General features: G+C 57.7%; 27 protein-coding genes and 1 pseudogene. 17 read left to right on the plus strand and 11 right to left on the minus strand.

Going from position 1 to position 23,195, the window contains the following annotated elements; translation table 11 throughout:
* Positions 1–309 precede the first annotated feature (309 nt).
* Positions 310–1,530 carry a CaiB/BaiF CoA-transferase family protein gene (locus FQ185_RS28305; protein WP_149420313.1) on the minus strand — a complete coding sequence of 407 codons (1,221 nt, stop codon included), beginning with the start codon at positions 1,528–1,530 and terminating at the stop codon, positions 310–312.
* Between the two features lie 13 nt (positions 1,531–1,543).
* Complete coding sequence (locus tag FQ185_RS28310; protein WP_149420314.1) at positions 1,544–2,725, minus strand: acyl-CoA dehydrogenase; 1,182 nt, start codon at positions 2,723–2,725, stop codon at positions 1,544–1,546.
* Positions 2,726–2,882: 157 nt separating this feature from the next.
* Here FQ185_RS28310 and FQ185_RS28315 point away from each other — a divergent pair, with 157 nt between their 5' ends.
* From FQ185_RS28315 to FQ185_RS28365, 11 genes are all read left to right on the plus strand, one after another.
* Positions 2,883–3,782, plus strand: coding sequence for a LysR family transcriptional regulator (locus FQ185_RS28315; protein ID WP_149420356.1), 900 nt, complete (start codon positions 2,883–2,885; stop codon positions 3,780–3,782).
* Positions 3,783–4,217: 435 nt separating this feature from the next.
* Complete coding sequence (locus FQ185_RS28320; RefSeq protein WP_149420315.1) at positions 4,218–5,339, plus strand: Re/Si-specific NAD(P)(+) transhydrogenase subunit alpha; 1,122 nt, start codon at positions 4,218–4,220, stop codon at positions 5,337–5,339.
* 15 nt (positions 5,340–5,354) lie between these two features.
* Positions 5,355–5,678: an NAD(P) transhydrogenase subunit alpha gene (locus FQ185_RS28325; RefSeq protein WP_003187010.1), complete on the plus strand. Its 324-nt coding sequence runs from the start codon at positions 5,355–5,357 to the stop codon at positions 5,676–5,678.
* Positions 5,678–7,114: an NAD(P)(+) transhydrogenase (Re/Si-specific) subunit beta gene (locus tag FQ185_RS28330; protein WP_149420316.1), complete on the plus strand. Its 1,437-nt coding sequence runs from the start codon at positions 5,678–5,680 to the stop codon at positions 7,112–7,114. Before FQ185_RS28325 ends, FQ185_RS28330 begins: the two co-directional genes overlap by 1 nt.
* A gap of 180 nt (positions 7,115–7,294) precedes the next feature.
* Complete coding sequence (locus FQ185_RS28335) at positions 7,295–8,788, plus strand: acetyl-CoA hydrolase/transferase family protein (RefSeq protein ID WP_149420317.1); 1,494 nt, start codon at positions 7,295–7,297, stop codon at positions 8,786–8,788.
* 319 nt (positions 8,789–9,107) lie between these two features.
* Positions 9,108–9,323: a DUF1127 domain-containing protein gene (locus tag FQ185_RS28340; RefSeq protein WP_111448093.1), complete on the plus strand. Its 216-nt coding sequence runs from the start codon at positions 9,108–9,110 to the stop codon at positions 9,321–9,323.
* 256 nt (positions 9,324–9,579) lie between these two features.
* Complete coding sequence (locus FQ185_RS30780) at positions 9,580–9,789, plus strand: DUF1127 domain-containing protein (RefSeq protein ID WP_149420318.1); 210 nt, start codon at positions 9,580–9,582, stop codon at positions 9,787–9,789.
* Positions 9,790–9,933: 144 nt separating this feature from the next.
* Positions 9,934–10,257, plus strand: coding sequence for a DUF2388 domain-containing protein (locus FQ185_RS28350; protein WP_149420319.1), 324 nt, complete (start codon positions 9,934–9,936; stop codon positions 10,255–10,257).
* A 107-nt stretch (positions 10,258–10,364) separates the two neighbouring features.
* Entirely contained in the window at positions 10,365–10,682 is a 318-nt protein-coding gene (locus FQ185_RS28355) for a DUF2388 domain-containing protein (RefSeq protein WP_149420320.1), read from the plus strand.
* 27 nt (positions 10,683–10,709) lie between these two features.
* Positions 10,710–11,030: a DUF2388 domain-containing protein gene (locus FQ185_RS28360; protein WP_149420321.1), complete on the plus strand. Its 321-nt coding sequence runs from the start codon at positions 10,710–10,712 to the stop codon at positions 11,028–11,030.
* Positions 11,027–12,988, plus strand: a complete 1,962-nt coding sequence (locus FQ185_RS28365) for a DUF4105 domain-containing protein (protein ID WP_149420322.1) — start codon at positions 11,027–11,029, stop codon at positions 12,986–12,988. The genes FQ185_RS28360 and FQ185_RS28365 overlap by 4 nt, the downstream gene beginning before the upstream one ends.
* A gap of 50 nt (positions 12,989–13,038) precedes the next feature.
* Here FQ185_RS28365 and FQ185_RS28370 read toward each other — a convergent pair.
* From FQ185_RS28370 to trpB, 3 genes and pseudogenes are all read right to left on the minus strand, one after another.
* Positions 13,039–13,494 (minus strand): annotated as a pseudogene (locus FQ185_RS28370) (anti-virulence regulator CigR family protein).
* 121 nt (positions 13,495–13,615) lie between these two features.
* Positions 13,616–14,428 (minus strand): tryptophan synthase subunit alpha, encoded by an 813-nt coding sequence (gene trpA, locus FQ185_RS28375; protein ID WP_149420323.1) that lies wholly within the window; start codon positions 14,426–14,428, stop codon positions 13,616–13,618.
* On the minus strand, positions 14,428–15,648 hold the full coding sequence (trpB, locus tag FQ185_RS28380; protein ID WP_149420324.1) for a tryptophan synthase subunit beta: 1,221 nt from the start codon (positions 15,646–15,648) through the stop codon (positions 14,428–14,430). Before trpB ends, trpA begins: the two co-directional genes overlap by 1 nt.
* 112 nt (positions 15,649–15,760) lie before the next feature.
* On the opposite strand from trpB, the gene FQ185_RS28385 reads away from it, so the two are divergent.
* Positions 15,761–16,654, plus strand: coding sequence for a LysR family transcriptional regulator (locus tag FQ185_RS28385; RefSeq protein WP_149420325.1), 894 nt, complete (start codon positions 15,761–15,763; stop codon positions 16,652–16,654).
* On the opposite strand, the gene FQ185_RS28390 is transcribed toward FQ185_RS28385, so the two are convergent.
* Positions 16,651–16,977, minus strand: a complete 327-nt coding sequence (locus tag FQ185_RS28390) for a YqjD family protein (RefSeq protein ID WP_008152522.1) — start codon at positions 16,975–16,977, stop codon at positions 16,651–16,653. The two genes, FQ185_RS28385 and FQ185_RS28390, sit on opposite strands and share 4 nt — an antisense overlap.
* A 156-nt stretch (positions 16,978–17,133) precedes the next feature.
* Between FQ185_RS28390 and FQ185_RS28395 the strand changes: the two genes are divergently transcribed.
* Positions 17,134–17,349: a dodecin gene (locus tag FQ185_RS28395; protein WP_149420326.1), complete on the plus strand. Its 216-nt coding sequence runs from the start codon at positions 17,134–17,136 to the stop codon at positions 17,347–17,349.
* Between the two features lie 122 nt (positions 17,350–17,471).
* Complete coding sequence (locus tag FQ185_RS28400; RefSeq protein WP_149420327.1) at positions 17,472–17,696, plus strand: DUF1161 domain-containing protein; 225 nt, start codon at positions 17,472–17,474, stop codon at positions 17,694–17,696.
* Positions 17,697–17,760: 64 nt separating this feature from the next.
* On the opposite strand, the gene FQ185_RS28405 is transcribed toward FQ185_RS28400, so the two are convergent.
* Positions 17,761–18,762, minus strand: a complete 1,002-nt coding sequence (locus FQ185_RS28405) for an LLM class flavin-dependent oxidoreductase (protein WP_149420328.1) — start codon at positions 18,760–18,762, stop codon at positions 17,761–17,763.
* A gap of 241 nt (positions 18,763–19,003) precedes the next feature.
* Between FQ185_RS28405 and FQ185_RS28410 the strand changes: the two genes are divergently transcribed.
* Together FQ185_RS28410 and FQ185_RS28415 are read left to right on the plus strand one after the other, a co-directional pair.
* A complete protein-coding gene (locus FQ185_RS28410; RefSeq protein WP_149420329.1) occupies positions 19,004–19,435 on the plus strand; it encodes an OsmC family protein in 432 nt (143 codons plus the stop codon).
* A gap of 156 nt (positions 19,436–19,591) precedes the next feature.
* Positions 19,592–19,825 carry a DUF1161 domain-containing protein gene (locus FQ185_RS28415; protein WP_149420330.1) on the plus strand — a complete coding sequence of 78 codons (234 nt, stop codon included), beginning with the start codon at positions 19,592–19,594 and terminating at the stop codon, positions 19,823–19,825.
* A 6-nt stretch (positions 19,826–19,831) separates the two neighbouring features.
* Here the strand turns inward: FQ185_RS28415 and FQ185_RS28420 are convergent, their stop codons facing one another.
* Complete coding sequence (locus FQ185_RS28420; RefSeq protein ID WP_149420331.1) at positions 19,832–20,251, minus strand: hypothetical protein; 420 nt, start codon at positions 20,249–20,251, stop codon at positions 19,832–19,834.
* 40 nt (positions 20,252–20,291) lie between these two features.
* Positions 20,292–20,714, minus strand: a complete 423-nt coding sequence (locus tag FQ185_RS28425; RefSeq protein WP_149420332.1) for a hypothetical protein — start codon at positions 20,712–20,714, stop codon at positions 20,292–20,294.
* Between the two features lie 59 nt (positions 20,715–20,773).
* On the opposite strand from FQ185_RS28425, the gene FQ185_RS28430 reads away from it, so the two are divergent.
* Positions 20,774–21,850 (plus strand): aminopeptidase, encoded by a 1,077-nt coding sequence (locus FQ185_RS28430; RefSeq protein WP_149420333.1) that lies wholly within the window; start codon positions 20,774–20,776, stop codon positions 21,848–21,850.
* Between the two features lie 53 nt (positions 21,851–21,903).
* Here FQ185_RS28430 and FQ185_RS28435 read toward each other — a convergent pair whose 3' ends face one another.
* Both FQ185_RS28435 and FQ185_RS28440 read right to left on the minus strand, forming a co-directional pair.
* Positions 21,904–22,554, minus strand: coding sequence for an HAD family hydrolase (locus FQ185_RS28435; RefSeq protein WP_149420334.1), 651 nt, complete (start codon positions 22,552–22,554; stop codon positions 21,904–21,906).
* A gap of 39 nt (positions 22,555–22,593) precedes the next feature.
* Entirely contained in the window at positions 22,594–23,139 is a 546-nt protein-coding gene (locus FQ185_RS28440) for a gamma carbonic anhydrase family protein (RefSeq protein ID WP_149420335.1), read from the minus strand.
* Positions 23,140–23,195: the final 56 nt, after the last annotated feature.

The following is a 23,195-nucleotide window of genomic DNA, read 5'->3' on the forward strand; positions in this document are numbered from 1 at the left end:
ACACCTCTTTTACACCGCTTTCGACCGAGAAGATCGAATCGTTAAAAGAGCCAAACAACCTCGCTCTTTCAACTCCTTCTGGGCTTCGATGACCTGAAGCAACTCGCTGTCGAAAACTGCGTAACTCATTGTTTACCAAGGAGTTTTCCGTTTCGACTGCGCCGGAAGTGGGGCGAATTATAGACTTCCAGAATCTGCCGTCAACCCTTAATTACGCCTTTCTATCAATAACTTGCAGAAAGCCGGAAAGCAGGCCGATTCCCTCTTATATAGGAGAGCAAAATCACTCCTGCTATATAGAAGGAGCCTTCAGAGCACCCCAGCCTCTTTGAAAGCAGCCACCGCATCAGGATCCAGACCCAATACCCGTTGCAGGACCTCCAACGTATGCTCACCCAATAAAGGAGGTGCATTGCGGTACTCCACAGGTGTCTCCGACAGACGAATCGGACTTGCCACCTGCGGCACCATTCCAGCCAAGGCATGGGGCAACTCGATCGCCAACCCACGCGCCTTGACCTGAGGATCCGCAAACATCTGAGCCAGATCATTGATCGGCCCGCATGGCACACCAGCCTGCTCCAACTGTGTCACCCACTCGGCAGTCGTCTTGAATACCGTCGCCTGGCGAATCAACGGAACCAGCACCGCCCGGTTTGCCACCCGCAGCTTGTTGGTTGCAAATCGCGGATCATCCGCCCACTGGGGCTGACCAGCCACTTCAGCAAACTTGCGAAACTGCCCGTCATTACCCACGGTGAGGATGAAGTCTCCATCCGCCGTAGGAAAGTCCTGATAAGGCACGATATTCGGATGAGCATTACCCAGGCGCTTCGGAGCATTGCCCGTAGTCAGATAGTTCATCGCCTGATTGGCCAGACAAGCCACTTGAACATCCAGCAGTGCCATATCGATATGCTGACCGCCACCGTCATGATCCCGATGCGCAAGCGCCGCAAGGATCGCCACGGTCGAATAGAGCCCGGTCAAGATGTCCGTCAGCGCCACGCCGACTTTCACCGGCCCTGCGCCTTCGTCGCCTTCAGGTCGCCCAGTCAGACTCATCAAGCCGCCAAGCCCCTGGATCATGAAGTCATAACCCGCACGCTTGGCGTAAGGACCGGTCTGACCAAACCCGGTGATCGAGCAATAGATCAGATTCGGATTGATTGCCTTCAGTGACCCGTAGTCCAGTCCGTAAGCCGCCAGACCACCGACCTTGAAATTCTCAATCAGGATGTCCGACTTGGCCGCCAAATCACGTACCAGCTTCTGCCCCTCCGGGCGCGTGAAGTCGATGGTCACCGATTGCTTGTTGCGATTGGCCGACAAGTAGTAGGCCGCCTCGCTGGTATTCTCGCCATAGGCGTCTTTAAGGAAGGGAGGCCCCCAGGCGCGCGTGTCATCGCCATTACCCGGGCGCTCGACCTTGATCACTTCAGCGCCAAGGTCCGCCAGGATCTGCCCGGCCCAAGGCCCGGCCAGCACTCGCGATAAATCCAGTACCCGTAGATGCGAAAGCGCGCCCATGGCCGTTCTCCTATTAATAGAACGCCTGGATGCCGGTCTGCGCGCGACCGAGGATCAGCGCGTGGACGTCATGCGTACCTTCATAAGTATTCACCACTTCCAGATTGACCAGGTGGCGAGCGACACCGAATTCATCGGAGATGCCGTTGCCACCCAACATGTCGCGAGCCATGCGTGCAATGTCCAGAGACTTGCCGCAGGAGTTGCGCTTCATCATCGAAGTAATCTCGACGGCAGCCGTGCCTTCATCCTTCATACGACCCAGACGCAGGCAGCCTTGCAGCGCCATGGTGATTTCAGTCTGCATGTCGGCCAGTTTCTTCTGGATCAGCTGAGTGGCCGCCAATGGGCGACCGAACTGCTTGCGATCCAGGGTGTACTGGCGAGCGGTATGCCAGCAGAACTCGGCAGCACCCAGTGCCCCCCAGGAAATGCCATAACGTGCGGAGTTGAGGCAGGTGAACGGGCCTTTCAGACCCCGCACATCAGGGAAAATGTTTTCTTCAGGGACAAACACGTTGTCCATGACGATCTCGCCAGTGATCGACGCTCGCAGGCCGACCTTGCCGTGAATCGCCGGAGCGCTCAGACCTTTCCAGCCTTTCTCCAGAACGAATCCGCGAATGTCGCCCGCATCGTCTTTACCCCAAACCACGAACACATCGGCGATCGGGCTGTTGGTGATCCACATTTTGCTGCCGGTGAGGCTGTAGCCGCCTTCCACTTTGCGTGCACGAGTAATCATCGCGCCCGGGTCGGAACCATGGTCAGGCTCGGTCAGACCAAAGCAACCGATCCATTCGCCCGAGGCCAGTTTCGGCAAGTATTTCTGCTTCTGGGCTTCGGTACCGAATTCGTTGATCGGCACCATGACCAGCGACGACTGCACGCTCATCATCGAGCGATAACCGGAGTCGACACGCTCAACTTCACGGGCGATCAGACCGTAACTGACATAGTTGAGGCCGCTGCCACCGTACTGCTCAGGGATAGTGGCGCCCAACAGGCCCACTTCACCCATTTCGCGGAAGATCGCAGGATCTGTCTTCTCATGGCGGAAAGCTTCGAGAACACGCGGCGCGAGCTTCTGCTGAGCGAACTGCGCAGCAGTGTCACGAATCATGCGTTCTTCTTCGGTGAGCTGTTGATCCAGCAGCAGGGGATCGATCCAGTTGAAGCTAGCTTTACCGCCCATGAGTGAGTCCTCTCGAATCGGGTCAAATAACGTGGGTTGATCCTAGGCCGGGTTCGGCGTCGCGGCAAACGAGGATTTTGCATACTGTTGTGCTAATTTCTCACTCCGAAACGTCATGAAACTGGTTTTACGCAATGCATTAGTGAGGTTGACGTACATGCGCAGGAAGATACCCAGCACAACCGCCTTGATCAGCTTCGAAGCCGCAGCACGCCACGAGAGCTTTACCAAGGCGGCTCACGAACTTTCGTTGACCCAAGGGGCTATTTGCCGACAGATCGCCAGCCTTGAGGAGTTCCTCGGCGTGGAACTGTTCCGACGCTCGCGCCGCGGGGTCAAATTGACGGAAGCCGGACTTTCCTACAGCCGTCGGGTAGCCACGCAGCTTGATGCGGTTGAGCGGGACACCTTGTCTGTGATGGGCCAGCAGGGCGCCAACGTCATCGAACTTGCCGTGGTTCCGACCTTCGGCACTCAATGGCTGCTGCCACGGCTCAAGGACTTCCAGCAAAAACACCCGGAAGTGACGGTTAACCTCACCAACCGTACGCGACCCTTCCTCTTTGCCGACACCGACTTCGATGCTGCTATCTACTTCGGTGACGCGGACTGGTCAGGTACCGAATCCCACAGACTGATGGGCGAAAATCCGATGCCGGTGTGCAGCCCCAGCCTACTGGGGAAAAAGACGCATCTGACGCCCGGTGAAATCGCCGAACTATCCCTCCTACAACAGACCACCCGCCCTTATGCCTGGCGCCAATGGTTCAACTCCCAGAACCTTAATATTCCGCGAGACATGACAGGACCGCGCTACGAGCTATTCTCCATGCTTGCCCAAGCGGCCATGCACGACATGGGTATTGCACTGATTCCGCCGTTTTTGATTCAACGTGAACTGGCCGAGAGGCGCCTGGTGATCGCCAATCCCCAAGCACTCTCCAGCATCAAGGCGTATTACCTGATGATTCCCGAGCGAAAGGTCGAATCGGCGTCTTTAAAGGCATTTCGCGATTGGTTGGTCAATCAGGCACAAAGCTACAACCTAGAAGGATAAAGGCTTTGACCAACTATCTGACCTCGTAGTCAGAAAAACCAAAGACCTACAGATATAAATATTTGTCGCATTTTGCAAACTGTACGAAAAAGCAGTACAAACGTCCCAGAAGTGCCTGACTACGTGGCCTTGAGCCTTCATTTGCAGGAGATATCTCCTCATTCACGGTAGCGATGTGCAAATTTGTTCAATTTCCACCTGACCCCTTACAAGACACAGCCTGCAAGGGATTGAACCGGCCAGTTGCGACATTCGGTCACGGGGTGACTTGTAGTTAATTTTCCGTCACCCGTCATAATCCCTTGAAGGGCACTAAGTTCGCCTGCAAAATGCCGCGCCCCGCCCTGATTTGGCGGGATCGTGCTGATCGGCCGCCCCAGTTGCACCATCCGAAGTGCCTGGGTTTACTCAATAAGATCACGCAGGAGATTTGACGTGCACATTGGTGTTCCTCTCGAAACCCAGACGGGTGAAACACGGGTTGCTGCAACCCCGGAAACCATCAAGAAGCTGATCGGCCAGGGTCATAAGGTCACTGTGCAAAGCGGCGCCGGCATTAATGCCAGCGTTGTCGACAGTGCCTATGAAGCGGCAGGCGCAACCATTGGCAGCGCCAACGATGCGTTTGGTGCCGAGCTGATTCTCAAGGTGGTCGCACCCAGCGACAGCGAGCTGGCTCTGATCAAGAGCGGCGCCGTTGTAGTGGGCATGCTCAACCCGTTCAGCAATGAAACCATTGCCAAGCTGGCTGAGTGCGGTATTACCGCGTTTGCGCTGGAAGCCGCACCGCGCACCTCCCGCGCCCAGAGCCTGGACGTGCTGTCGTCACAGGCGAACATCGCCGGCTATAAAGCTGTGCTGCTGGCCGCGCACCACTATCCGCGCTTCATGCCAATGCTGATGACCGCCGCGGGTACCGTGAAAGCGGCGCGTGTGCTGATTCTTGGCGCCGGCGTAGCCGGTTTGCAGGCGATCGCCACGGCGAAACGTCTGGGGGCAGTTATCGAAGCATCTGACGTACGTCCTGCGGTAAAAGAGCAGATTGAGTCCCTCGGCGCCAAGTTCGTCGACGTACCGTACGAAACCGATGAAGAGCGCGAATGCGCCGTCGGTGTCGGCGGTTACGCGCGACCAATGCCAGCCAGCTGGATGCAACGTCAGGCCTTGGCCGTGCACGAACGCGCCAAGCAGGCCGACATTGTCATCACCACTGCACTGATTCCGGGCCGCAAGGCGCCGACGTTGTTAAGCGCGGAAACCGTGGCGCAGATGAAACCAGGCTCGGTGGTCATCGACCTCGCGGCAGCCCAGGGCGGCAACTGCCCGCTGACCGTGGCTGATCAGGTCGTCGTCGAAAATGGCGTGACCATCTGCGGCCCGACCAATCTGGCCGGCGCAGTCGCTGCAGATGCGTCGGCACTGTACGCCCGCAACCTGCTGGACTTCCTGAAGCTGGTCTTCAACAAAGAAGGCCAGTTCGAAGTGAACCTAGAAGACGACATCGTCGCCGCGTGCCTGATGTGCCGCGACGGCCAAGTCATCCGCAAAAACGCCTAAGCAGGGATTCAGACGATGGAAGAGCTTATCTCCCCCGGTATCTACAACCTGATCATCTTCGTGCTGGCGATTTATGTCGGTTATCACGTGGTCTGGAACGTTACACCTGCACTGCACACGCCGTTGATGGCGGTGACCAACGCGATCTCGGCAATCGTGATCGTCGGCGCCATGCTGGCGGCGGCTTTGACCGTGACGCCACTGGGCAAGACCATGGGCACCCTGGCGGTGGCTCTGGCGGCAGTGAACGTATTTGGTGGCTTCCTGGTTACCCGCAGGATGCTTGAGATGTTCAAGAAAAAAGCCCCGAAAGCCGTAAAAGAAGAGGCGCCTAAGTAATGAGCATGAACCTTGTAACGACGCTCTACTTGATCGCGTCGATCTGCTTCATCCAGGCTCTCAAGGGCCTGTCGCACCCGACCACGTCGCGGCGCGGCAACGTATACGGCATGCTCGGCATGGCGTTGGCGATCCTCACCACCGTCGGCCTCATCTATAAGCTGGGCGCTGAGCTGGCCACGGCTGGCATTGGCTACGTCATCGTCGGTCTGTTGGTTGGCGGCACCGCCGGTTCGATCATGGCCAAGCGTGTCGAAATGACCAAGATGCCAGAACTGGTCGCCTTCATGCACAGCATGATCGGGATGGCTGCGGTGTTTATTGCCATCGCTGCTGTCGTTGAGCCGCAATCGCTGGGTATCGTCAAGCAACTGGGCGACGCGATTCCAGCGGGCAACCGTCTGGAGCTGTTCCTCGGCGCTGCGATCGGTGCGATCACCTTCTCCGGTTCGGTGATCGCTTTCGGCAAGCTCTCGGGCAAGTACAAGTTTCGCCTCTTCCAGGGCGCACCGGTACAGTTCGGCGGCCAGCACAAACTGAACCTGGTGTTGGGTCTGGCGACGCTGGCTCTGGGTATCACTTTCATGCTGACCGGCAACCTCAGCGCCTTCGCCCTAATGCTGGCCCTGGCCTTCGTGCTGGGTGTGCTGATCATCATCCCGATCGGCGGTGCCGACATGCCGGTGGTTGTGTCGATGCTCAACAGCTACTCCGGCTGGGCAGCGGCAGGTATCGGTTTCTCGCTGAACAACTCGATGCTGATCATCGCGGGCTCCCTGGTGGGTTCGTCCGGTGCGATCCTCTCGTACATCATGTGCAAGGCGATGAACCGTTCGTTCTTCAACGTATTGCTCGGTGGTTTCGGCAACACAACAGACGCGGCAGGCCCTGCTGGCTCGAAAGAAGCCCGTCCGGTGAAATCCGGTTCGGCTGACGATGCGACGTTCCTGCTGACCAACGCCGACACCGTGATCATTGTTCCGGGTTATGGCCTGGCGGTGGCACGCGCCCAACACTCACTGATGGAGCTGGCGGAGAAGCTGACTCACCGGGGAGTCACTGTGAAGTTTGCGATCCACCCGGTCGCCGGTCGGATGCCAGGGCACATGAACGTCCTGCTGGCCGAAGCCGAAGTGCCTTACGAGCAAGTGTTCGAGATGGATGACATCAACTCCGAGTTCGGCCAGGCCGACGTGGTGCTGGTGCTCGGCGCCAACGACGTGGTCAACCCGGCCGCGAAGAACGACCCGAAATCGCCGATTGCCGGCATGCCGATCCTCGAGGCTTATAAAGCCAAGACCGTGATCGTCAACAAGCGCTCGATGGCCAGTGGCTATGCCGGTCTGGACAACGAACTGTTCTACCTGGACAAAACCATGATGGTCTTCGGGGACGCCAAGAAAGTTATCGAAGACATGGTCAAAGCCATCGAGTAAAACCTGCTCCAGCGCAATACCCAAAACCTCAGCCTTTAGTAGGCTGGGGTTTTTTATTGTCAGTCAAAACCCGACCAAAGGCTCTAAATCAGGGGTCTGCATTCGACCATGGTAGCGGGAGGAATTTTTTTGAAATCACTAGACTGCGTACCTTGCTTCCGTTGCCCGAGATAACAATCCATGTACCGTGATCGTATTCGCTTGCCTTCGTTGTTGGATAAGGTGATGAGCGCCGCTGACGCTGCCGCTCTGATTGAGGACGGCATGACCGTCGGCATGAGCGGTTTCACCCGCGCCGGCGAAGCCAAAGCCGTGCCCCACGCATTGGCCGAACGCGCCAAAATCACCCCGCTGAAAATCACCCTGATGACCGGCGCAAGCCTGGGCAACGACCTTGATAAACAACTCACCGAAGCCGGCGTACTGTCGCGGCGCATGCCGTTCCAGGTCGACAGCACCCTGCGCAAGGCGATTAACGCTGGCGAAGTCATGTTCATCGACCAGCATTTGTCGGAAACCGTGGAGTCGCTGCGCAACCAGCAACTCAAGCTGCCGGACATCGCGGTTATCGAAGCTGTAGCGATCACCGAGCAGGGCCACATCGTACCGACCACCTCGGTAGGCAACTCGGCCAGTTTCGCGATTTTCGCCAAACAGGTGATCGTCGAGATCAACCTGGCGCACAACCCGAATCTTGAAGGGCTGCACGACATCTATATCCCGACTTACCGCCCGACCCGCACACCGATTCCACTGGTGAAGGTCGATGATCGCATCGGCAGCAGTGCCATCCCGATCCCGCCGGAAAAGATCGTCGCGATCGTGATTACCAATCAATCCGACTCGCCGTCCACCGTGTTGCCGCCGGACGTTGATACTCAGGCCATCGCCGATCACCTGATCGACTTCTTCAAGCAGGAAGTGGCCGCCGGGCGCATGACCAACAAGCTCGGTCCGCTGCAAGCCGGTATCGGTACCATCGCCAACTCGGTGATGTGCGGCCTGATCGATTCGCCCTTCGAAGACCTGACGATGTACTCCGAGGTGCTTCAGGATTCGACCTTCGACCTGATCGACGCCGGCAAGCTGAGCTTTGCTTCTGGCAGTTCAATCACTTTGTCGAGCCGTCGCAATACCGATGTTTTTGGCAACCTTGAGCATTACAAGGACAAACTGGTGCTGCGCCCTCAGGAAATTACCAACCATCCCGAAGTGGTCCGCCGCCTGGGCATCATCGGCATCAACACCGCGCTAGAGTTCGACCTGTACGGCAACGTCAATTCCACCCACGTCTGCGGCACGCGGATGATGAACGGTATCGGAGGGTCGGGCGACTTTGCGCGCAATGCGCATTTGGCGGTTTTCGTGACCAAGTCGATCGCCAAGGGCGGCGCGATCTCCAGCGTGGTGCCGATGGTCAGCCATGTCGACCACACCGAGCATGATGTGGACATCCTCGTCACCGAGATCGGTCTGGCCGACCTGCGTGGTCTGGCGCCGCGAGAGCGGGCTCGAGTCATCATCGACAACTGCGTGCACCCGGACTATCGCCAAGCCCTGGATGACTACTTCACCGCCGCTTGCGCAATTGGCGGACACACACCGCATATCCTGCGTGATGCCTTGAGTTGGCACATCAACCTGGAGGAGACCGGGCGAATGATCGCGGTGTAATTGGTACAGATAGCAGCTGACGCAAACACAGTTTCGTCAGCTTGCTATTGCCAGACCCAAACCTGAACAAAACTGTACTGCTGTACCGGTCGTCTCCTACCGTAATCTCCTACTCCTTTAACCAAATTGATCAAAATTGCACCGTATTAGTGCGAACAAGTACAGTTGCCTCAATTTCGACCAGTACACCACCATTTAACAGTTAACTGGTCCCTCACAATACAGGTGAACTGTATCTACAGAGACTAGCCAAACGAGAGGATCATTGGCATCAGTTAAACCACTACCTAATCCCGCCACAAGCGGAAGGATGTCAACCATGGAACGTACACTCAGTTCCGAGCTGTTTTTCGAAGACAACGCTGTTAAAACCCAGGCTTCCACGCCTTTTCGCGTTCTCGCCAACCTGATGTTGTGGCAGCGCCGCATCTCCAGCCGCCATCAACTGGCTCGCCTGGATTCGCGTCTGCTGGCTGACGCCGGGATTAGCGAAGCACAACGCTACGAAGAGCTGAGCAAGCCGTTCTGGCGCTAAGTAGCGTCGCTGGCTCTGACCTGCAGGGTCCACCGCCAGCAACCCGAATTGAACAAACAAAACCCGTCGTGGGAAACCACGACGGGTTTTGTCGTTGTGGGCCAGAAAATTCTGGCACACAGAACAGATAGCGATAGACCGTTACAGTTTCTTTTAAATCAAAACTGAACCAGTACAATTTTAGACGGTGTGCGTGTTTTAGCAGGGCGGACGAGATCACTATTAAATCCCGACCTGCAAAAAAATGGCTGCTCCCATGAATCAATTACGGGATCTCTCTGTTACTACCCCACAAGCGAAACCGCGTTTGCGCTGGTTTCGTGAACTGTCAAGAAGTCTGGCCACCAGCCAGGAGAGGGCCAGAACCCGGCGATTACTGGGTCAACTCAATGAGCACCAGCTCTCAGACCTGAGCATCAGTCTCGCCGATCGTCTCAACGAATTGGATAAACCGTTCTGGCGCTAGCTTCGTGCTTTAACAGTCGGGCCTGTTCGAACCGATACACTCAGGCCTAATATCCAGATAGAACGTGGCGCACGCTGCGTGACTGGCGTCTGATTCTCCAGACACGCGCCACCTCTCAATCGGTTTTTCCAAAGGAGTTACACCATGTCCCGTCTTCGTCTTCGTCTGCTCAGCGCTGCAGCCCTGCTTGCCGTGGCTGCCAATTCCCACGCCTCCAGCTTCATCGTGACCACTGATGCCGTCGTCGGCGCACTGAAGGCCACATCCGATGCGACCTCCGATGTCACTTCTTCCTTTCGCGATGACAAGATCGTGCGGGCTGCCCGTGACGACGCCGCCAGCTTCGTTGCCAGCGAAGGTTCCATCCGTGGTGTGAAACTGGAAAGTGCCCTCGACCACATTCGCCACCAGGCACCTCAGTTGAACGCGACTGATGCACAACTCGCGCAAGCCATACTGACTATCTAAGCGTCACCACTGACGCGGGACACGCCAGCCGTGTCCCAATGTTTCGGCGCTGGCTCTAGACCGAGCGTTGCGCTAGCCTTGCGACTCGCCTTCAGCTTTCGAGTCTCATGCGTTTTCTTTCAAATCTGTTGATCTCTCCGCTTTTCGTGACAGCCTGCTGGGTGGGCTCGGTCCATGCCTATGACGCCTTTAATCTGTCTACACAAGGCATCGTGGCTACCGGCTACGCCACAAGCATGGTGACCTCCGCGCCCTTCGACCGTAAGCTGCTAGTCGCGGCACGAGATGACGCTGCGGCGTTCATCGCCAGTGACGGCCAACTGAGAGGAGCGCAGCTGGAGTCAGCCCTGGTTTATCTACGCCAGGCACGGCCAAAACTTCATGCAAGTGACCTTGAACTGGCGCAGGCAATTCTCGTCCAATAGTTATCCTTGTTCTTGCGGAGTCGTTCCATGCGTAGCCCACTGATTGCTGCCGCCCTTGGTCTGCTGTTGTTGGCTGACGTGGCCCAGGCGCACACCCTGGTCGCCACCAGTAACATCATCATCAATGCCACCCAGCGCACACTTGATTTCACTTCCGATACCACCACATCCATCCGTGATTCGAAGATCATCCGTGAAGCCCACGATGATGCGGCGAGTTTCGTTGCCAGTGATGGCGACATTCGTGGCGCTCACCTGGAAGCTGCCTTCAATACATTGCGCATCCGCGTGCCGGAAGCTCGCGACGCCAGTGATCAGGTACTCGCCGAAGCCATCCTCGCACTGTGAGGTTGCTAATCGCCTGGCTGCTGGCCGGAATTGTGTTGCTGCTTGGCAACACGGCTCAGGCTGGCCTGCAACTAAAGCTCAAGACTGAAGGCCTGAGCCCCGCGCAGCAGCAAGCCAGTCAGGCGCTGCTCGATGAAGCGATACAGTTGCTGCCGCCGCGATTTATCGAGAAGCTCGACCGACGCATCGACGTCGGCTGGACCGACGACATGCCGAGCAACGCCTATGGCCAGGCGTCATTGGTGTCGGAACTTGATCTGAACCGTAATCTGCTCGCCAGCCTCACCGACGGCACAGCCGCGACCAAGAAGACTTATCGCCCCCACGGCACCGTGCGCCGGGAAATGCTTGCCACGGTGTTGCACGAACTCACCCACATCTATGACCGCTCGCGTCTTTGGCCAAACGCTGAGCGCACGCTGATTCAGCGCTGCACCCAACGCAATAGCAGCTCGGGGTTGATCGGCATTCCGGATCAATGCCGCGGCCAGACCGAACGCCGTTTTACTCTCAGCGATGACCCGCGCCTGCTGGACCTTGCCGGCTGGCCGCAATACGTTGGCCGACGTGGCGAACGTGAACAGTACAATCGGCAAGTCGCCCGCAGCCCGGACATTTACGAGACGAGCAGTCCCAAGGAATTCGTCGCGGTCAACATGGAGTATTTCCTCCTCGACCCAAGCTATGCCTGCCGCCGCCCTGCGCTGTACCGCTACTACAAAGAACATTTCGGCTGGGCGCCTGCTGCCAAAGACGCGTGCGGCAAATCCTTCGCGTTCCTCAATGCCGGCAACGACTTTGCCAAAACGCCCTTGGGGCAGATCGATCCGGAACGGGTTTATGCCGTCGACTATCTGCTGGCCGAAGCCAACCAGAACTGGGTCAGCCGCTGGGGTCACAGCATGTTGCGGCTGGTAATCTGTGCACCCGGCCGACCACGTGGGCCGGATTGCCGCCTGGATCTGGAGCAGCATCTGGTGTTGTCCTACCGCGCCTTCGTTGGTGACGTACAGCTGTCGAGCTGGGATGGTCTGGTGGGTAAATATCCGTCACGCCTGTTTGTCCTTCCGCTCGCTCAGGTGATCGATGAATACACCAAGACTGAACTGCGCAGCCTGGCTTCGGTACCACTGAACCTGTCACACAGCGAAATCGAAGACGTGGTGGAACACGCCGCCGAAATGCACTGGAGTTACGACGGCAACTACTTCTTCCTGTCCAACAACTGCGCTGTAGAAGGCCTGAAATTACTGCGCAGCAGCACCAACAATGCGCAGTTGGTCGGGCTGGACAGCATCATGCCCAACGGTTTGCTGGAAGTGCTCAAGGGGCGCGGACTGGCGGACACCAGCGTGCTGGACGATCCCCGCGAAGCGTTGCGCCTGGGCTATCGCTTCGACTCCTTCCGCGATCGCTATCAAGCGATGTTCGAAGTGCTGAAAAAGCACTTGCCGATCAAACAGGAAAAGGTCGAAGACTGGCTGTCATTGAAAGCTGAAGAGCGCCGAAAATGGATTGACCAGGCTGATTTGCGCACCAGCGCGGCGTTGCTGCTGCTGGAGCAGGCTAGCTTCCGTCAACAGTTGGTGTTGGCCCAGGACGAAGTGAAACAGCGCTATCTGGGCGCTCGGGAATTGAAAAACGGCGGCATGGACAAGGCTAATGCAACCTTGCAACAGATTCTAGCCAATAGCGGCTTCCTCAGCCGTCCGGCGGAGTTGCTCGGCACCGGTGGTTATGGACTGCCGCAGCCGAATGAATGGCAGCGTCTGGAGTCGGAAACCAGCCTGCGGCAGAAACAGCTTCAGGCATTGACCGGGGATCTGGACAAGGAAGTGAGAGCACTGCTCGAACCGAGCCGGGCGGCCGAGATGGCCGCCAATGAAGCCAACCTGAAGCAGGTCGGCGAGCATCTGAGAAAATTGCACAAGGCCGCGGGCGGGTTGGAATTGCCGTAAACAAAAGGCTTCGCGGCTGATCCGCGAAGCCTTTAATGCCTAGGCGTTAATCAAAGCACTCCTTCGAGAACGTCGTAAACGATTCCGGTGCCTACGGCGATCAGCACAATATCGCCACCTGCACGGCGCTATTCGTAACCCGGGTAATACGGCAGCCGGCCCAGCGCGCGGTTGTCCAGGCGCTCGCCGTAATAGCCGTGAGGCAACGGCCGTCCACGAACCAGATGAACACCTGGAGGTGGCGAAGCACCGCGTACGAAGTAGCCCTGGTTATCGTGAATAGTCTGACGCACAGGGCCAAAGTCCCGTGGCGGTGGCCAGCCGCGATGATTGTTCTGCGGACCACGGTGATCATCGCCACGATTGTTACCGTGGTTATCGTAATGCCCCTGCTGCGGGCCGCCGCGGTCGTGATCATCGCGCTGATCGGCGCTGGCGTGCAGCATGGGAGTAGCACTGAGCATCAGCGCACCCAGACTGGCAATCAGACGTTTCGGCATTTTCATCAGGTCTTCGCTCACTGCACATACAGCAAAAAGGGCTTCAGAACGTAGTCCTGAAGCCCTCGGTCTTGCTGTTTAGTCTGTGTTGCGAGGCTCTGATTCCTCTGTATCAGGAACTTTACCTTCAGCTGACGCGGGCTTTACGCACGCCGTCGGCCAGTGCTGCGCAGAGGCTGAGCACGCCATCAACAGCCTGGTCTGGTGTCGAAGCGTTAGCGATGTGATCGATCAGTGCCGACCCCACCACAACACCGTCTGCCAGACGAGCAATCGACGCCGCTTGTTCCGGGGTACGAATGCCGAAACCGATGCTGATCGGCAAATCGGTATGGCGACGTAAACGGGCGACGGCTTCTTCGACGTGTTCCAGAGTCGCCGCGCCCGCACCGGTCACACCGGCAACAGACACGTAGTAGACGAAGCCGGAGCTGCCGTTCAAAACGGTCGGCAGGCGCACATCATCGGTGGTCGGTGTGGTCAGACGGATAAAATCGAGGCCTGCTGCCTGGGCCGGGTCGCACAGCTCGCCGTTATGCTCGGGTGGCAGGTCGACCACGATCAAACCGTCAACGCCGGCCTCTTTGGCGTCGGCAATGAAACGCGGCACGCCATACATGTGAATCGGGTTGAAGTAACCCATCAGCACCAGCGGCGTCTCGGTATTGCCTTCACGGAACTCGCGAACCATTTGCAGGGTTTTCGCCAGGTTCTGCTTGGCGCCAAGGGCGCGGATGTTGGCCAACTGGATGGCCGGGCCATCGGCCATTGGATCGGTGAAGGGCATGCCCAACTCGATTACATCGGCGCCAGCGCCTGGCAAGCCTTTAAGGATTGCCAGGGAAGTGTCATAGCTCGGGTCGCCAGCGGTCACGAAGGTCACCAGAGCGGCACGATTCTGTTCCTTGAGTTCGGCAAAACGCGTTTGCAGGCGGCTCATCAGTGTTTCTCCTGCTTCGATTGTTCCATGTGGTGCATCACGGTTTGCATGTCTTTGTCGCCACGGCCGGACAGGTTCACCACCATCAAGTGATCTTTGGGCAGGGTCGGTGCGCGCTTGAACACTTCGGCCAGGGCGTGGGCGCTTTCCAGTGCAGGAATAATTCCTTCCAGGCGGCAGCATTTGTGGAACGCGTCGAGGGCTTCGTCGTCGGTCACCGAGGTGTACTGAACGCGACCGATGTCATGCAACCAGGCGTGTTCCGGGCCGATACCTGGATAGTCGAGACCGGCGGAAATCGAATGGGCGTCAATGATCTGGCCATCGTCGTCCTGCAACAGGAAGGTGCGGTTGCCGTGCAGCACGCCGGGTACGCCGCCGTTCAGGCTGGCAGCGTGCTTGCCGGTTTCGATACCGTAACCGGCCGCTTCAACACCGATGATCTCGACACTTTTGTCATCGAGGAACGGGTGGAACAGGCCCATGGCATTGGAACCACCACCGATGCATGCCACCAAGCTATCCGGCAGTCGGCCTTCCTGGGCTTGCAGTTGGTCACGGGTTTCTTTGCCGATGACGGCCTGGAAGTCGCGGACCATCGCAGGATAAGGGTGCGGACCGGCCACTGTGCCGATCAGGTAGAAGGTGCTGTCGACGTTGGTCACCCAATCGCGCAGGGCTTCGTTCATCGCATCTTTGAGGGTGCCGGTACCGGCCACGACCGGGATCACTTCAGCGCCCAACAGCTTCATGCGAAACACGTTCGCCTGCTGACGTTCGATGTCGGTGGTGCCCATGTAGATCACGCAATCGAGCCCGAAACGCGCAGCCACGGTGGCGGTCGCCACGCCGTGCATGCCGGCGCCGGTCTCGGCGATGATGCGTTTCTTGCCCATGCGCCGCGCCAGCAGGATCTGGCCGATGCAGTTGTTGATCTTGTGCGCGCCGGTATGGTTCAGCTCTTCGCGCTTGAGGTAAATCTTCGCACCACCGCAGAATTCGGTCAGACGTTCGGCGTAATACAGAGGGCTTGGACGTCCGACGTAGTCGCGCTGGAAGTAGGCCAATTCTTCTTTGAACGCCGGATCTTCCTTGGCCAGTTCGTATTCACGGGCCAGGTCGAGGATCAACGGCATCAGGGTTTCGGCGACGTAGCGGCCGCCGAACGCGCCGAACAGGCCGTTGGCGTCGGGGCCGTTGCGCAGATTAGTCTGGGTCATGGGTCGCTCCAGTAGGATTCGTGAGATGACAATGGGGCTTACTCTACCCCTGACGCCCTGGACTGAAAACCGATAAGATCGCTGCAACCTGTCAGGAAAACTCACAGATATCATGCGCCACGACCTACCCCCGCTGAACGCCCTTCGAGCCTTCGAAGCCACTGCCCGCCTGAACAGCGTCAGTCAGGCCGCCGAACAGCTGTACGTCACCCATGGTGCGGTGAGCCGGCAACTGAAGGTGCTCGAAGAACATCTGGGCGTGAGCTTGTTCATCAAGGATGGACGCGGCCTTAAACTCACAGATGCCGGCATTCGATTGCGGGATGTCAGCGGCGAGGCGTTCGAGCGCTTACGCACGGTTTGCGCAGAGTTGACCCAAAGTATTGCCGACGCGCCATTTGTACTCGGCTGCTCAGGCAGCTTGCTGGCACGCTGGTTCATACCGCGCTTGGGACGGCTGAATACCGACCTGCCAGACCTGCGCTTGCATCTCTCGGCCGGGGAAGGCGATCTCGATCCGCGTCGGCCGGGGCTCGACGCCTTGCTGGTGTTTGCGGAACCGCCTTGGCCAGCGGACATGCAAGTCTACGAATTGGCCAGCGAACGGATCGGCCCGGTCATGAGCCCGCGATTCGCCGGCCACGAAAGGTTGCTGGACGCACCGGCAAGCGCGCTATTAAGCGAGCCATTGCTACACACCACGTCGCGCCCGCAGGCCTGGCCGAGTTGGGCACAGCAAAGCGGACTGGACGCCAAGGCGTTGAAGTACGGTCAGGGTTTCGAGCATTTGTATTATTTGCTGGAGGCGGCAGTGGCCGGCTTGGGTGTGGCGATTGCCCCAGAACCGCTGGTGGCCGAGGACTTGAAGGCCGGTCGCCTCGTTGCGCCCTGGGGTTTCAGTGAAACCCCGGCGCAACTGGCGTTGTGGCTACCCAAGCGCGCCGCGGACGGGCGGGCTCGGCAACTGGCGCAATGGCTCAAAAACGAGCTGCGCCAGTCGGATTAGTCACCCCGTTTGAATAGCAGGTAGGCCGCGAGAAGACCCAACGCACCAACAGCGACACCGGCTGTAGTCCAAGGGTGTTCCTGGGCGTAGTCGCGAGTCGCGATCCCGGTTTCACGGGTTTTTACTTTAACTTCTTCGTAAGCATCGCTGAGCAAATGGCGCGAGTGTTTCAGCGCGTTCTCGGCGTTGCTTTTCAAGGCTTTCAGGGTTTTACGCGACTCGTCCGAAGCATCGTCCTTAAGGTTTTCCAAAGATTTCAGCAGACTCTCGATCTCGGCTTCCATGCTTTGCAATGAGGCTTTACGTAAAGAGGTGTTGGCCATGGTGGCTCTCCTGCATTGATTGAGTTGCGTGTGTTGGTTGGGACTTCAGGGGTTCGAGAAAGTGCAGTAAATCTGAACCTCGACCTCGCAATGGCCATCACAAGTAATACGAAAAATCACTGCTAGGCTGTATTTCACACCCTGAGGAGAACGCCCATGTCTGACCATCACACCTACAAGAAAGTCGAGCTGGTCGGCTCGTCCGCCAGCAGCATTGAAGACGCCATCAACAACGCTCTGGCCGAAGCCAATAAAAGCATCAAGCACCTGGAATGGTTTGAAGTGACCGAAACCCGCGGGCACATCAAGGACGGCAAGGCTGCACATTTCCAGGTGACGCTCAAGGTCGGGTTCAGGATTGCCACCAGCTGAGTTTGCGGTAGTCTTCTGAACTTGCGCGCTGGCCGAGCGCCATAGGGAATGGCAAAACGCCACATCACCACATCCGGCTGATCGCTGGGTGCCCCTATTGATCCGACCAGGGAATGCGACCGATGAAGAATTTTATTTTGGCGGTAGGCTTGATGAGCCTTGCAGGTATAGCCTTTGCTCACGGCAAGCCATGCGAGGAGCTGAAAGCCGATATCGCCGCGAAGCTGGATGCCAAAGGTATTTCCAATTATTCACTGGAAATCGTAGATAAAGGCACTGCTGCTGACGGGAAAGTCGTCGGTACCTGTGAAAAAGGCACCAAGCAAATCGTCTACAAGCAGGGATGACCTCCCTCGAAAATGAAAAAGCCGACGCAATGACGTCGGCTTTTTTGCGCTCGTTTTTTGAATGTCAGCCCTTCATGACCTGCGCCAGCAGTTCATAGGAATGCACGCGATCGGCATGTTCGTACAGGTCGCAGGTGAAAATCAGCTCGTCTGCCTGGGTCTGCTCGATCAGCACTTCCAGTTTGGCGCGGATTTTCTGCGGACTGCCGACCATGGCCAAGCCAAGGAAATCGCCGACCGCCTCTTTCTCATGCGGCAGCCACAAGCCGTCCATGGTTTTCACCGGAGGACGTTGCACCAGGCTCTGGCCACGCATCAGGGCAAGAATCCGTTGGTAGACCGAAGTTGCCAGATAATCGGCCTGCTCGTCAGTGTCGGCGGCCACCAGCGGCACGCCGAGCATGACGTAGGGCTTATCCAGTACCGCGGAAGGCTTGAAGTGATTGCGATAGACGCGAATGGCCTCATGCATGAAGCGCGGTGCGAAATGTGAAGCGAAGGCGTAGGGCAAACCGCGCTCACCGGCCAGTTGTGCACTGAACAGGCTGGAGCCCAGCAGCCAGACCGGGACCTGGGTGCCGGTGCCCGGCATCGCGATGATCCGTTGATCGGGCGTGCGCGGGCCGAGGTAGCGCATCAGTTCGGCCACATCTTCCGGGAACTCGTCGGCACTGCCGGAGCGTTCACGGCGCAGCGCACGAGCGGTCATCTGATCGGAACCGGGGGCGCGCCCCAGTCCCAGATCAATCCGCCCCGGATAAAGGCTTTCGAGGGTGCCGAACTGCTCGGCGATCACCAGCGGCGCGTGGTTGGGTAGCATTACGCCCCCCGAACCGACTCGAATGGTCGAGGTGCCGCCGGCCAGGTAGCCCAGCAGTACCGAGGTTGCCGAACTGGCAATGCCGTCCATGTTGTGGTGCTCGGCAACCCAAAAGCGGTTGTAGCCGAGTTTTTCGACGTGCTGCGCCAGGTCCAGAGAGTTGCGCAGGGACTGGGCCGCGCTGCCGTTCTCCCTTACGGGCACCAGATCGAGGGTCGAGAATTTGATATCGGACAGTCGTTTCATAAACCTGCTCCTCCAATTGGGTACGCAGGTTTTTTCTCGCAAACGAAAACCTGCCGAATCTATAAGCGTGTTTCATGCAATGAGGGCATATACCCGAGTTTCAATAGCAAAGGCAAAATTCCTACCGAATTTGAAGAAAGATCAGATGAGGTGAACTTTGCAGCGCGGTCTATCCTCAGAACCCTAGCAACCGAAAACTACGAAGGCGCGACGCTTCGCGCCGGATCTTGAGGAGGCAGACATGGCTATCACGAAGAAAGCATCGGCTCATTGGGAAGGTGATCTGAAAACCGGCATCGGCTCGATTTCCACGGAAACCGGTGTCCTCAGAGAAGCGCCCTACGGCTTCAAGGCCCGTTTCGAAGGCGGCAAGGGCACCAATCCGGAAGAGCTGATCGGCGCGGCCCATGCGGGTTGTTTCTCCATGGCGTTTTCAATGATTCTCGGCGATGCCGGCCTCACGGCTGACAGCATCGATACCAATGCCGAAGTCACCCTGGACCAGGTGGAAGGCGGTTTTGCGATCACGGCGGTGAAATTGATCCTCAAGGCGAAAATCCCTGGGGCGACACAAGCGCAGTTCGAAGAACTGAGCAATAAAGCCAAAGAAGGCTGCCCGGTTTCCAAAGTGCTGAATGCGAAGATCAGCCTGGATGCGACGTTGGTCAGCTGATATCGGGTTGTGGCGCCACCCGATAAAAGATCGCAGCTCTCGATGGCTGCGATCTTTTTTGACCTGAAACAAAACCTGGCTGGCGGAACTGTGGTCGAATAAATGACGGCAGCAAAAACGCATTACCGTGCGCGCTGCCTCAAAGGAGCTTCAACCATGAAACGTTTTGCCTTGGCGATTATCTGTTGCGCGCTTACCACGTCGGTCCTGGCGGCACCGAAATCCTGCGAAGAACTCAAAGCCGAGATTGAAGCCAAGATCCAGGCCAATAACGTCTCGTCCTACACCCTGGAGATCGTCACCAATGATGAAGTGCACGATCAGAATATGGTCGTTGGCTCGTGCGAAAACGGCACCAAGAAAATCATCTATCAGAAAAACGACCGCTGATTCGCTTCACATGACGCAATAGACCTGCCGATCTTCGGCAACGATTTCACGCTTGGCGTTGTAAAGCCGGGCGCTAGGGGTGAACGCCATAGAACGGGCTTCCAGCCGATAACGCTGGCCGGCTTCGAAATGATCGTACTTGATGGTCAGGTAGCATAACCGCTCCGAGGGGTCGGTCATCAGGCCCGAGCCCCCACCCGCCACTTCAAAGTCGAATCGAACGATCAGCTCATGGCTACCGGGGGTGACCTGGAAGTAACGCCCGTCGCGCATTCGCTGGTTGTCCAGTCGTTCAGCCATCAGCAATTTATCGCCGGGGAATGGCGTAGAGAAGTCGACCCAGGCCATCTGCGGATTGACCGCCGGCAACGGGGTCTGGCAGCCGGAAACGGCGATTGCAGCCAGTAACAGCACTAACCTGCGCATGATGAAATCCCTAAGGGATGGGCTTTCAGCATAGCGCCGATCAGGTGCGTTGGCAGCCTGCCGGTGTGCCTTGGCCAATCACTTTTCGCTGTTGGTCATAAAGCTTTGCCCACGGCCGAAAGCCGATATTCCCCGCTTGCAGCTGATACCGCTCGCCGGCGTTGAAATCTTTGAATTTCACGTTCATCTGACAGTCACGCCAAAGCGGTTCGGCGTCGGGGCCGATGTTGGTCGGTGCGACCGGGAATTGGTAACGAACCGTCAGTTCATGACTGCCAGGCTGAACCTCGAAATAGCGCTTGTCGGTAGAGGCCTTGTCATCGACTTCCAGCGCTTGCAGCGCGGTGTCTTCCTGCTTCGAATCCAGATCGATCCATGCTTGCGCCGGATCAGGATTGGGCATTCCAATTCCAGCACAGCCGGCCAGCATCAGCAGGCCTCCCGTCAGCATCAACTTGCGCATAGCGGAGCTCCAGTCAGGCGGGATAGTCTTGCGGGCAGACTTTCCAGGGATGATTCATTTTGATCAGGCCGCTTCCAAGCCTTGGGTTACTTGATCGCGTTTTACGCATTTTGTTTCCGGGCGTGTTGTTTTTGTTACTCAACGGTTGCGCCAGCGTCAGCTATTACGGCCAATTGGCCAGTGGTCAGCTGCAATTGCTGCGGGCACGGGTGCCTGTTTCCACAGTGATTGCCGATCCGGGCCGCGATCAACAATTGCGTGCGCACCTGACTCAATCGCAAAAGGCCCGGACATTCGCCAGCCAACATCTGCACTTGCCGGATAACCAGAGCTATCGCCTGTACGCCGACATTGGCCGGCCGTTCGTAGTCTGGAACGTTTTCGTCACGCCGGAATTTTCCCTGACGCCGCAAAACCATTGCTTCCCCGTCGCCGGTTGCGTTGCCTATCGCGGCTATTACAGCCAGAGCGCAGCCCGTGGCGAGGCGGCATTGCAGCGTCTGCAAGGTATGGATGTGTCGATTGGCGGCGTCGAGGCCTATTCGACGCTCGGTTGGTTCAACGATCCGATTATCAGTTCGATGATGAACTGGGGTGACGAACGATTGGCCACGCTGATCTTCCATGAGCTCGCCCATCAACGCTTTTATGTGAAGGACGACACCGAATTCAACGAATCTTTCGCCACCTTCGTCGAGCAGGAAGGCACGCGCCAATGGCGCGCAGTCCGCAGTCTTGCGCCGGAAAACGGCGCTCAGGCGCAGCAACGCGATCAGTTCGTCCAGTTGGTTCTCAATGCCCGCACACGACTTGAACGGCTTTACACCCTGCCGCTGCCGGCTGACCAGATGCGCCAGCGCAAGGCCGCTGAGTTCGAGCGGTTACGAGGTGAATACCGGCTGCTGCGCGACAGCCAGTGGACAGGGGACAAACGCTATGACGCGTGGATAAATGCCCCCATGAACAACGCGCGGCTGCTCCCGTTTGGTTTGTATGACCAGTGGGTGCCGGCATTTGCCACGCTGTTCAAGCAGGTGGGTGGGGATTGGTTGGCGTTTTATGCGGCAGTCGAGAAGCTGGGTGCGTTGCCGGTTGGCGAGCGCAAGGTGGCGTTGAAGGCTTTGGCAGGATCATAAAACTTCGGTGGCTGAACGGGCCTCTTCGCGGGCTTGCCCGCGAATGGATTTGATCAGCGCTGCAAAAACGCCTGATGCATCTCATCCAGTGTTTCAAAGTGATAGGCCGGCGCTTCTGCGCTCAATTCTTCCCGGCTGCCAAAACCATAGCCGACCGCCGCCGCATCCAGCCCATTACTGCGCGCACCGATCAAGTCGTGTTTGCGATCGCCAATCATCAGGGTGTTGGTCGGGTCCAGACCTTCTTCGGCCATCAGATGGGCGATCAGCTCGACTTTGTTGGTGCGGGTGCCGTCCAGTTCGCTGCCGTAGATCACCTTGAAGTGTTTGGCGAAGTCGAAGTGCCGGGCGATTTCCCTGGCAAAAATCCACGGCTTGGACGTCGCTATATAGAGCTGTCGTCCTTGCCCGCCAAGGGTTTCCAACAGCGGGGTGACACCGTCGAATACGCGGTTCTCGTAAAGGCCGGTGACCTTGAAGCGTTCGCGGTAGAAGTTGACCGCCTCCCAGGCCTTGGGCTCGTCGAAGTCATAGAACTGCATGAATGCCTGCAACAACGGCGGGCCGATGAAGTGTTCCAGTTTGGTCAGGTCAGGCTCATCGATACCCAGTTTGCTCAGGGCGAACTGAATCGAACGGGTGATCCCTTCACGCGGGTCGGTCAGGGTGCCATCGAGGTCGAACAAAACGGTTTGGTAATGCATGAAAATTCCTGAGCAATAGCGGGACGCGTTATTAGGGGCTTAGAGCTGGTCGTAGCCTTCGGCCAGATGCAGGTCCTTGAGCTTCACGTAGTTCGCCGCGCTGTAGGTGAAAAAGGCTTTTTCCTTGTCAGTCAACAGCCGGACTTGTTTCACCGGACTACCGACATAAAGAAAACCGCTTTCCAGACGCTTGCCCGGCGGCACCAGGCTTCCCGCGCCGATGATCACCTCGTCCTCGACCACGGCGCCGTCCATGACGATACTGCCCATGCCGATCAGAACCCGGCTGCCCACCGAGCAACCGTGGAGCATGACTTTATGGGCGATGGTCACGTCATCCCCGATCACACAGGGAAAGCCATCAGGATTGAATGGCCCGGCATGAGTGATGTGCAGCACACAGCCGTCCTGCACGCTGGTGCGCGCACCGATGCGGATGCGGTGCATGTCGCCACGGATCACCGTCAGCGGCCAGACCGAGCTGTCTTCGCCGATTTCGACGTCGCCGATCACCACCGCCGAGCCGTCGACAAAAGCGCCTTTGCCGAGCAACGGCATGTGGTTCTGATACTTGCGAAGGGTCACGATAGGGTTTCTCTCTGTTGCTGATAGCTGCGGTGAGCGTCGATTGTAATTAAGAT

It is taken from the genome of Pseudomonas sp. ANT_H12B (genome assembly GCF_008369325.1).
Taxonomy (GTDB): domain Bacteria; phylum Pseudomonadota; class Gammaproteobacteria; order Pseudomonadales; family Pseudomonadaceae; genus Aquipseudomonas.

Excerpts from the sequence above, each read along its gene's own strand:
- FQ185_RS30780 (WP_149420318.1), top strand. The coding sequence starts at position 9,580 with ATGAATCAATTACGGGATCTCTCTGTTACTACCCCACAAGCGAAACCG.
- FQ185_RS28315 (WP_149420356.1), top strand. The coding sequence starts at position 2,883 with ATGCGCAGGAAGATACCCAGCACAACCGCCTTGATCAGCTTCGAAGCC.
- FQ185_RS28310 (WP_149420314.1), bottom strand. The coding sequence starts at position 2,725 with ATGGGCGGTAAAGCTAGCTTCAACTGGATCGATCCCCTGCTGCTGGAT.
- FQ185_RS28410 (WP_149420329.1), top strand. The coding sequence starts at position 19,004 with ATGGCTATCACGAAGAAAGCATCGGCTCATTGGGAAGGTGATCTGAAA.
- FQ185_RS28330 (WP_149420316.1), top strand. The coding sequence starts at position 5,678 with ATGAGCATGAACCTTGTAACGACGCTCTACTTGATCGCGTCGATCTGC.
- FQ185_RS28360 (WP_149420321.1), top strand. The coding sequence starts at position 10,710 with ATGCGTAGCCCACTGATTGCTGCCGCCCTTGGTCTGCTGTTGTTGGCT.
- trpB (WP_149420324.1), bottom strand. The coding sequence starts at position 15,648 with ATGACCCAGACTAATCTGCGCAACGGCCCCGACGCCAACGGCCTGTTC.
- FQ185_RS28420 (WP_149420331.1), bottom strand. The coding sequence starts at position 20,251 with ATGCGCAGGTTAGTGCTGTTACTGGCTGCAATCGCCGTTTCCGGCTGC.
- FQ185_RS28305 (WP_149420313.1), bottom strand. The coding sequence starts at position 1,530 with ATGGGCGCGCTTTCGCATCTACGGGTACTGGATTTATCGCGAGTGCTG.
- FQ185_RS28355 (WP_149420320.1), top strand. The coding sequence starts at position 10,365 with ATGCGTTTTCTTTCAAATCTGTTGATCTCTCCGCTTTTCGTGACAGCC.
- FQ185_RS28340 (WP_111448093.1), top strand. The coding sequence starts at position 9,108 with ATGGAACGTACACTCAGTTCCGAGCTGTTTTTCGAAGACAACGCTGTT.
- FQ185_RS28325 (WP_003187010.1), top strand. The coding sequence starts at position 5,355 with ATGGAAGAGCTTATCTCCCCCGGTATCTACAACCTGATCATCTTCGTG.
- FQ185_RS28400 (WP_149420327.1), top strand. The coding sequence starts at position 17,472 with ATGAAGAATTTTATTTTGGCGGTAGGCTTGATGAGCCTTGCAGGTATA.
- trpA (WP_149420323.1), bottom strand. The coding sequence starts at position 14,428 with ATGAGCCGCCTGCAAACGCGTTTTGCCGAACTCAAGGAACAGAATCGT.
- FQ185_RS28390 (WP_008152522.1), bottom strand. The coding sequence starts at position 16,977 with ATGGCCAACACCTCTTTACGTAAAGCCTCATTGCAAAGCATGGAAGCC.
- FQ185_RS28425 (WP_149420332.1), bottom strand. The coding sequence starts at position 20,714 with ATGCGCAAGTTGATGCTGACGGGAGGCCTGCTGATGCTGGCCGGCTGT.
- FQ185_RS28405 (WP_149420328.1), bottom strand. The coding sequence starts at position 18,762 with ATGAAACGACTGTCCGATATCAAATTCTCGACCCTCGATCTGGTGCCC.
- FQ185_RS28415 (WP_149420330.1), top strand. The coding sequence starts at position 19,592 with ATGAAACGTTTTGCCTTGGCGATTATCTGTTGCGCGCTTACCACGTCG.
- FQ185_RS28435 (WP_149420334.1), bottom strand. The coding sequence starts at position 22,554 with ATGCATTACCAAACCGTTTTGTTCGACCTCGATGGCACCCTGACCGAC.
- FQ185_RS28350 (WP_149420319.1), top strand. The coding sequence starts at position 9,934 with ATGTCCCGTCTTCGTCTTCGTCTGCTCAGCGCTGCAGCCCTGCTTGCC.
- FQ185_RS28335 (WP_149420317.1), top strand. The coding sequence starts at position 7,295 with ATGTACCGTGATCGTATTCGCTTGCCTTCGTTGTTGGATAAGGTGATG.
- FQ185_RS28395 (WP_149420326.1), top strand. The coding sequence starts at position 17,134 with ATGTCTGACCATCACACCTACAAGAAAGTCGAGCTGGTCGGCTCGTCC.
- FQ185_RS28385 (WP_149420325.1), top strand. The coding sequence starts at position 15,761 with ATGCGCCACGACCTACCCCCGCTGAACGCCCTTCGAGCCTTCGAAGCC.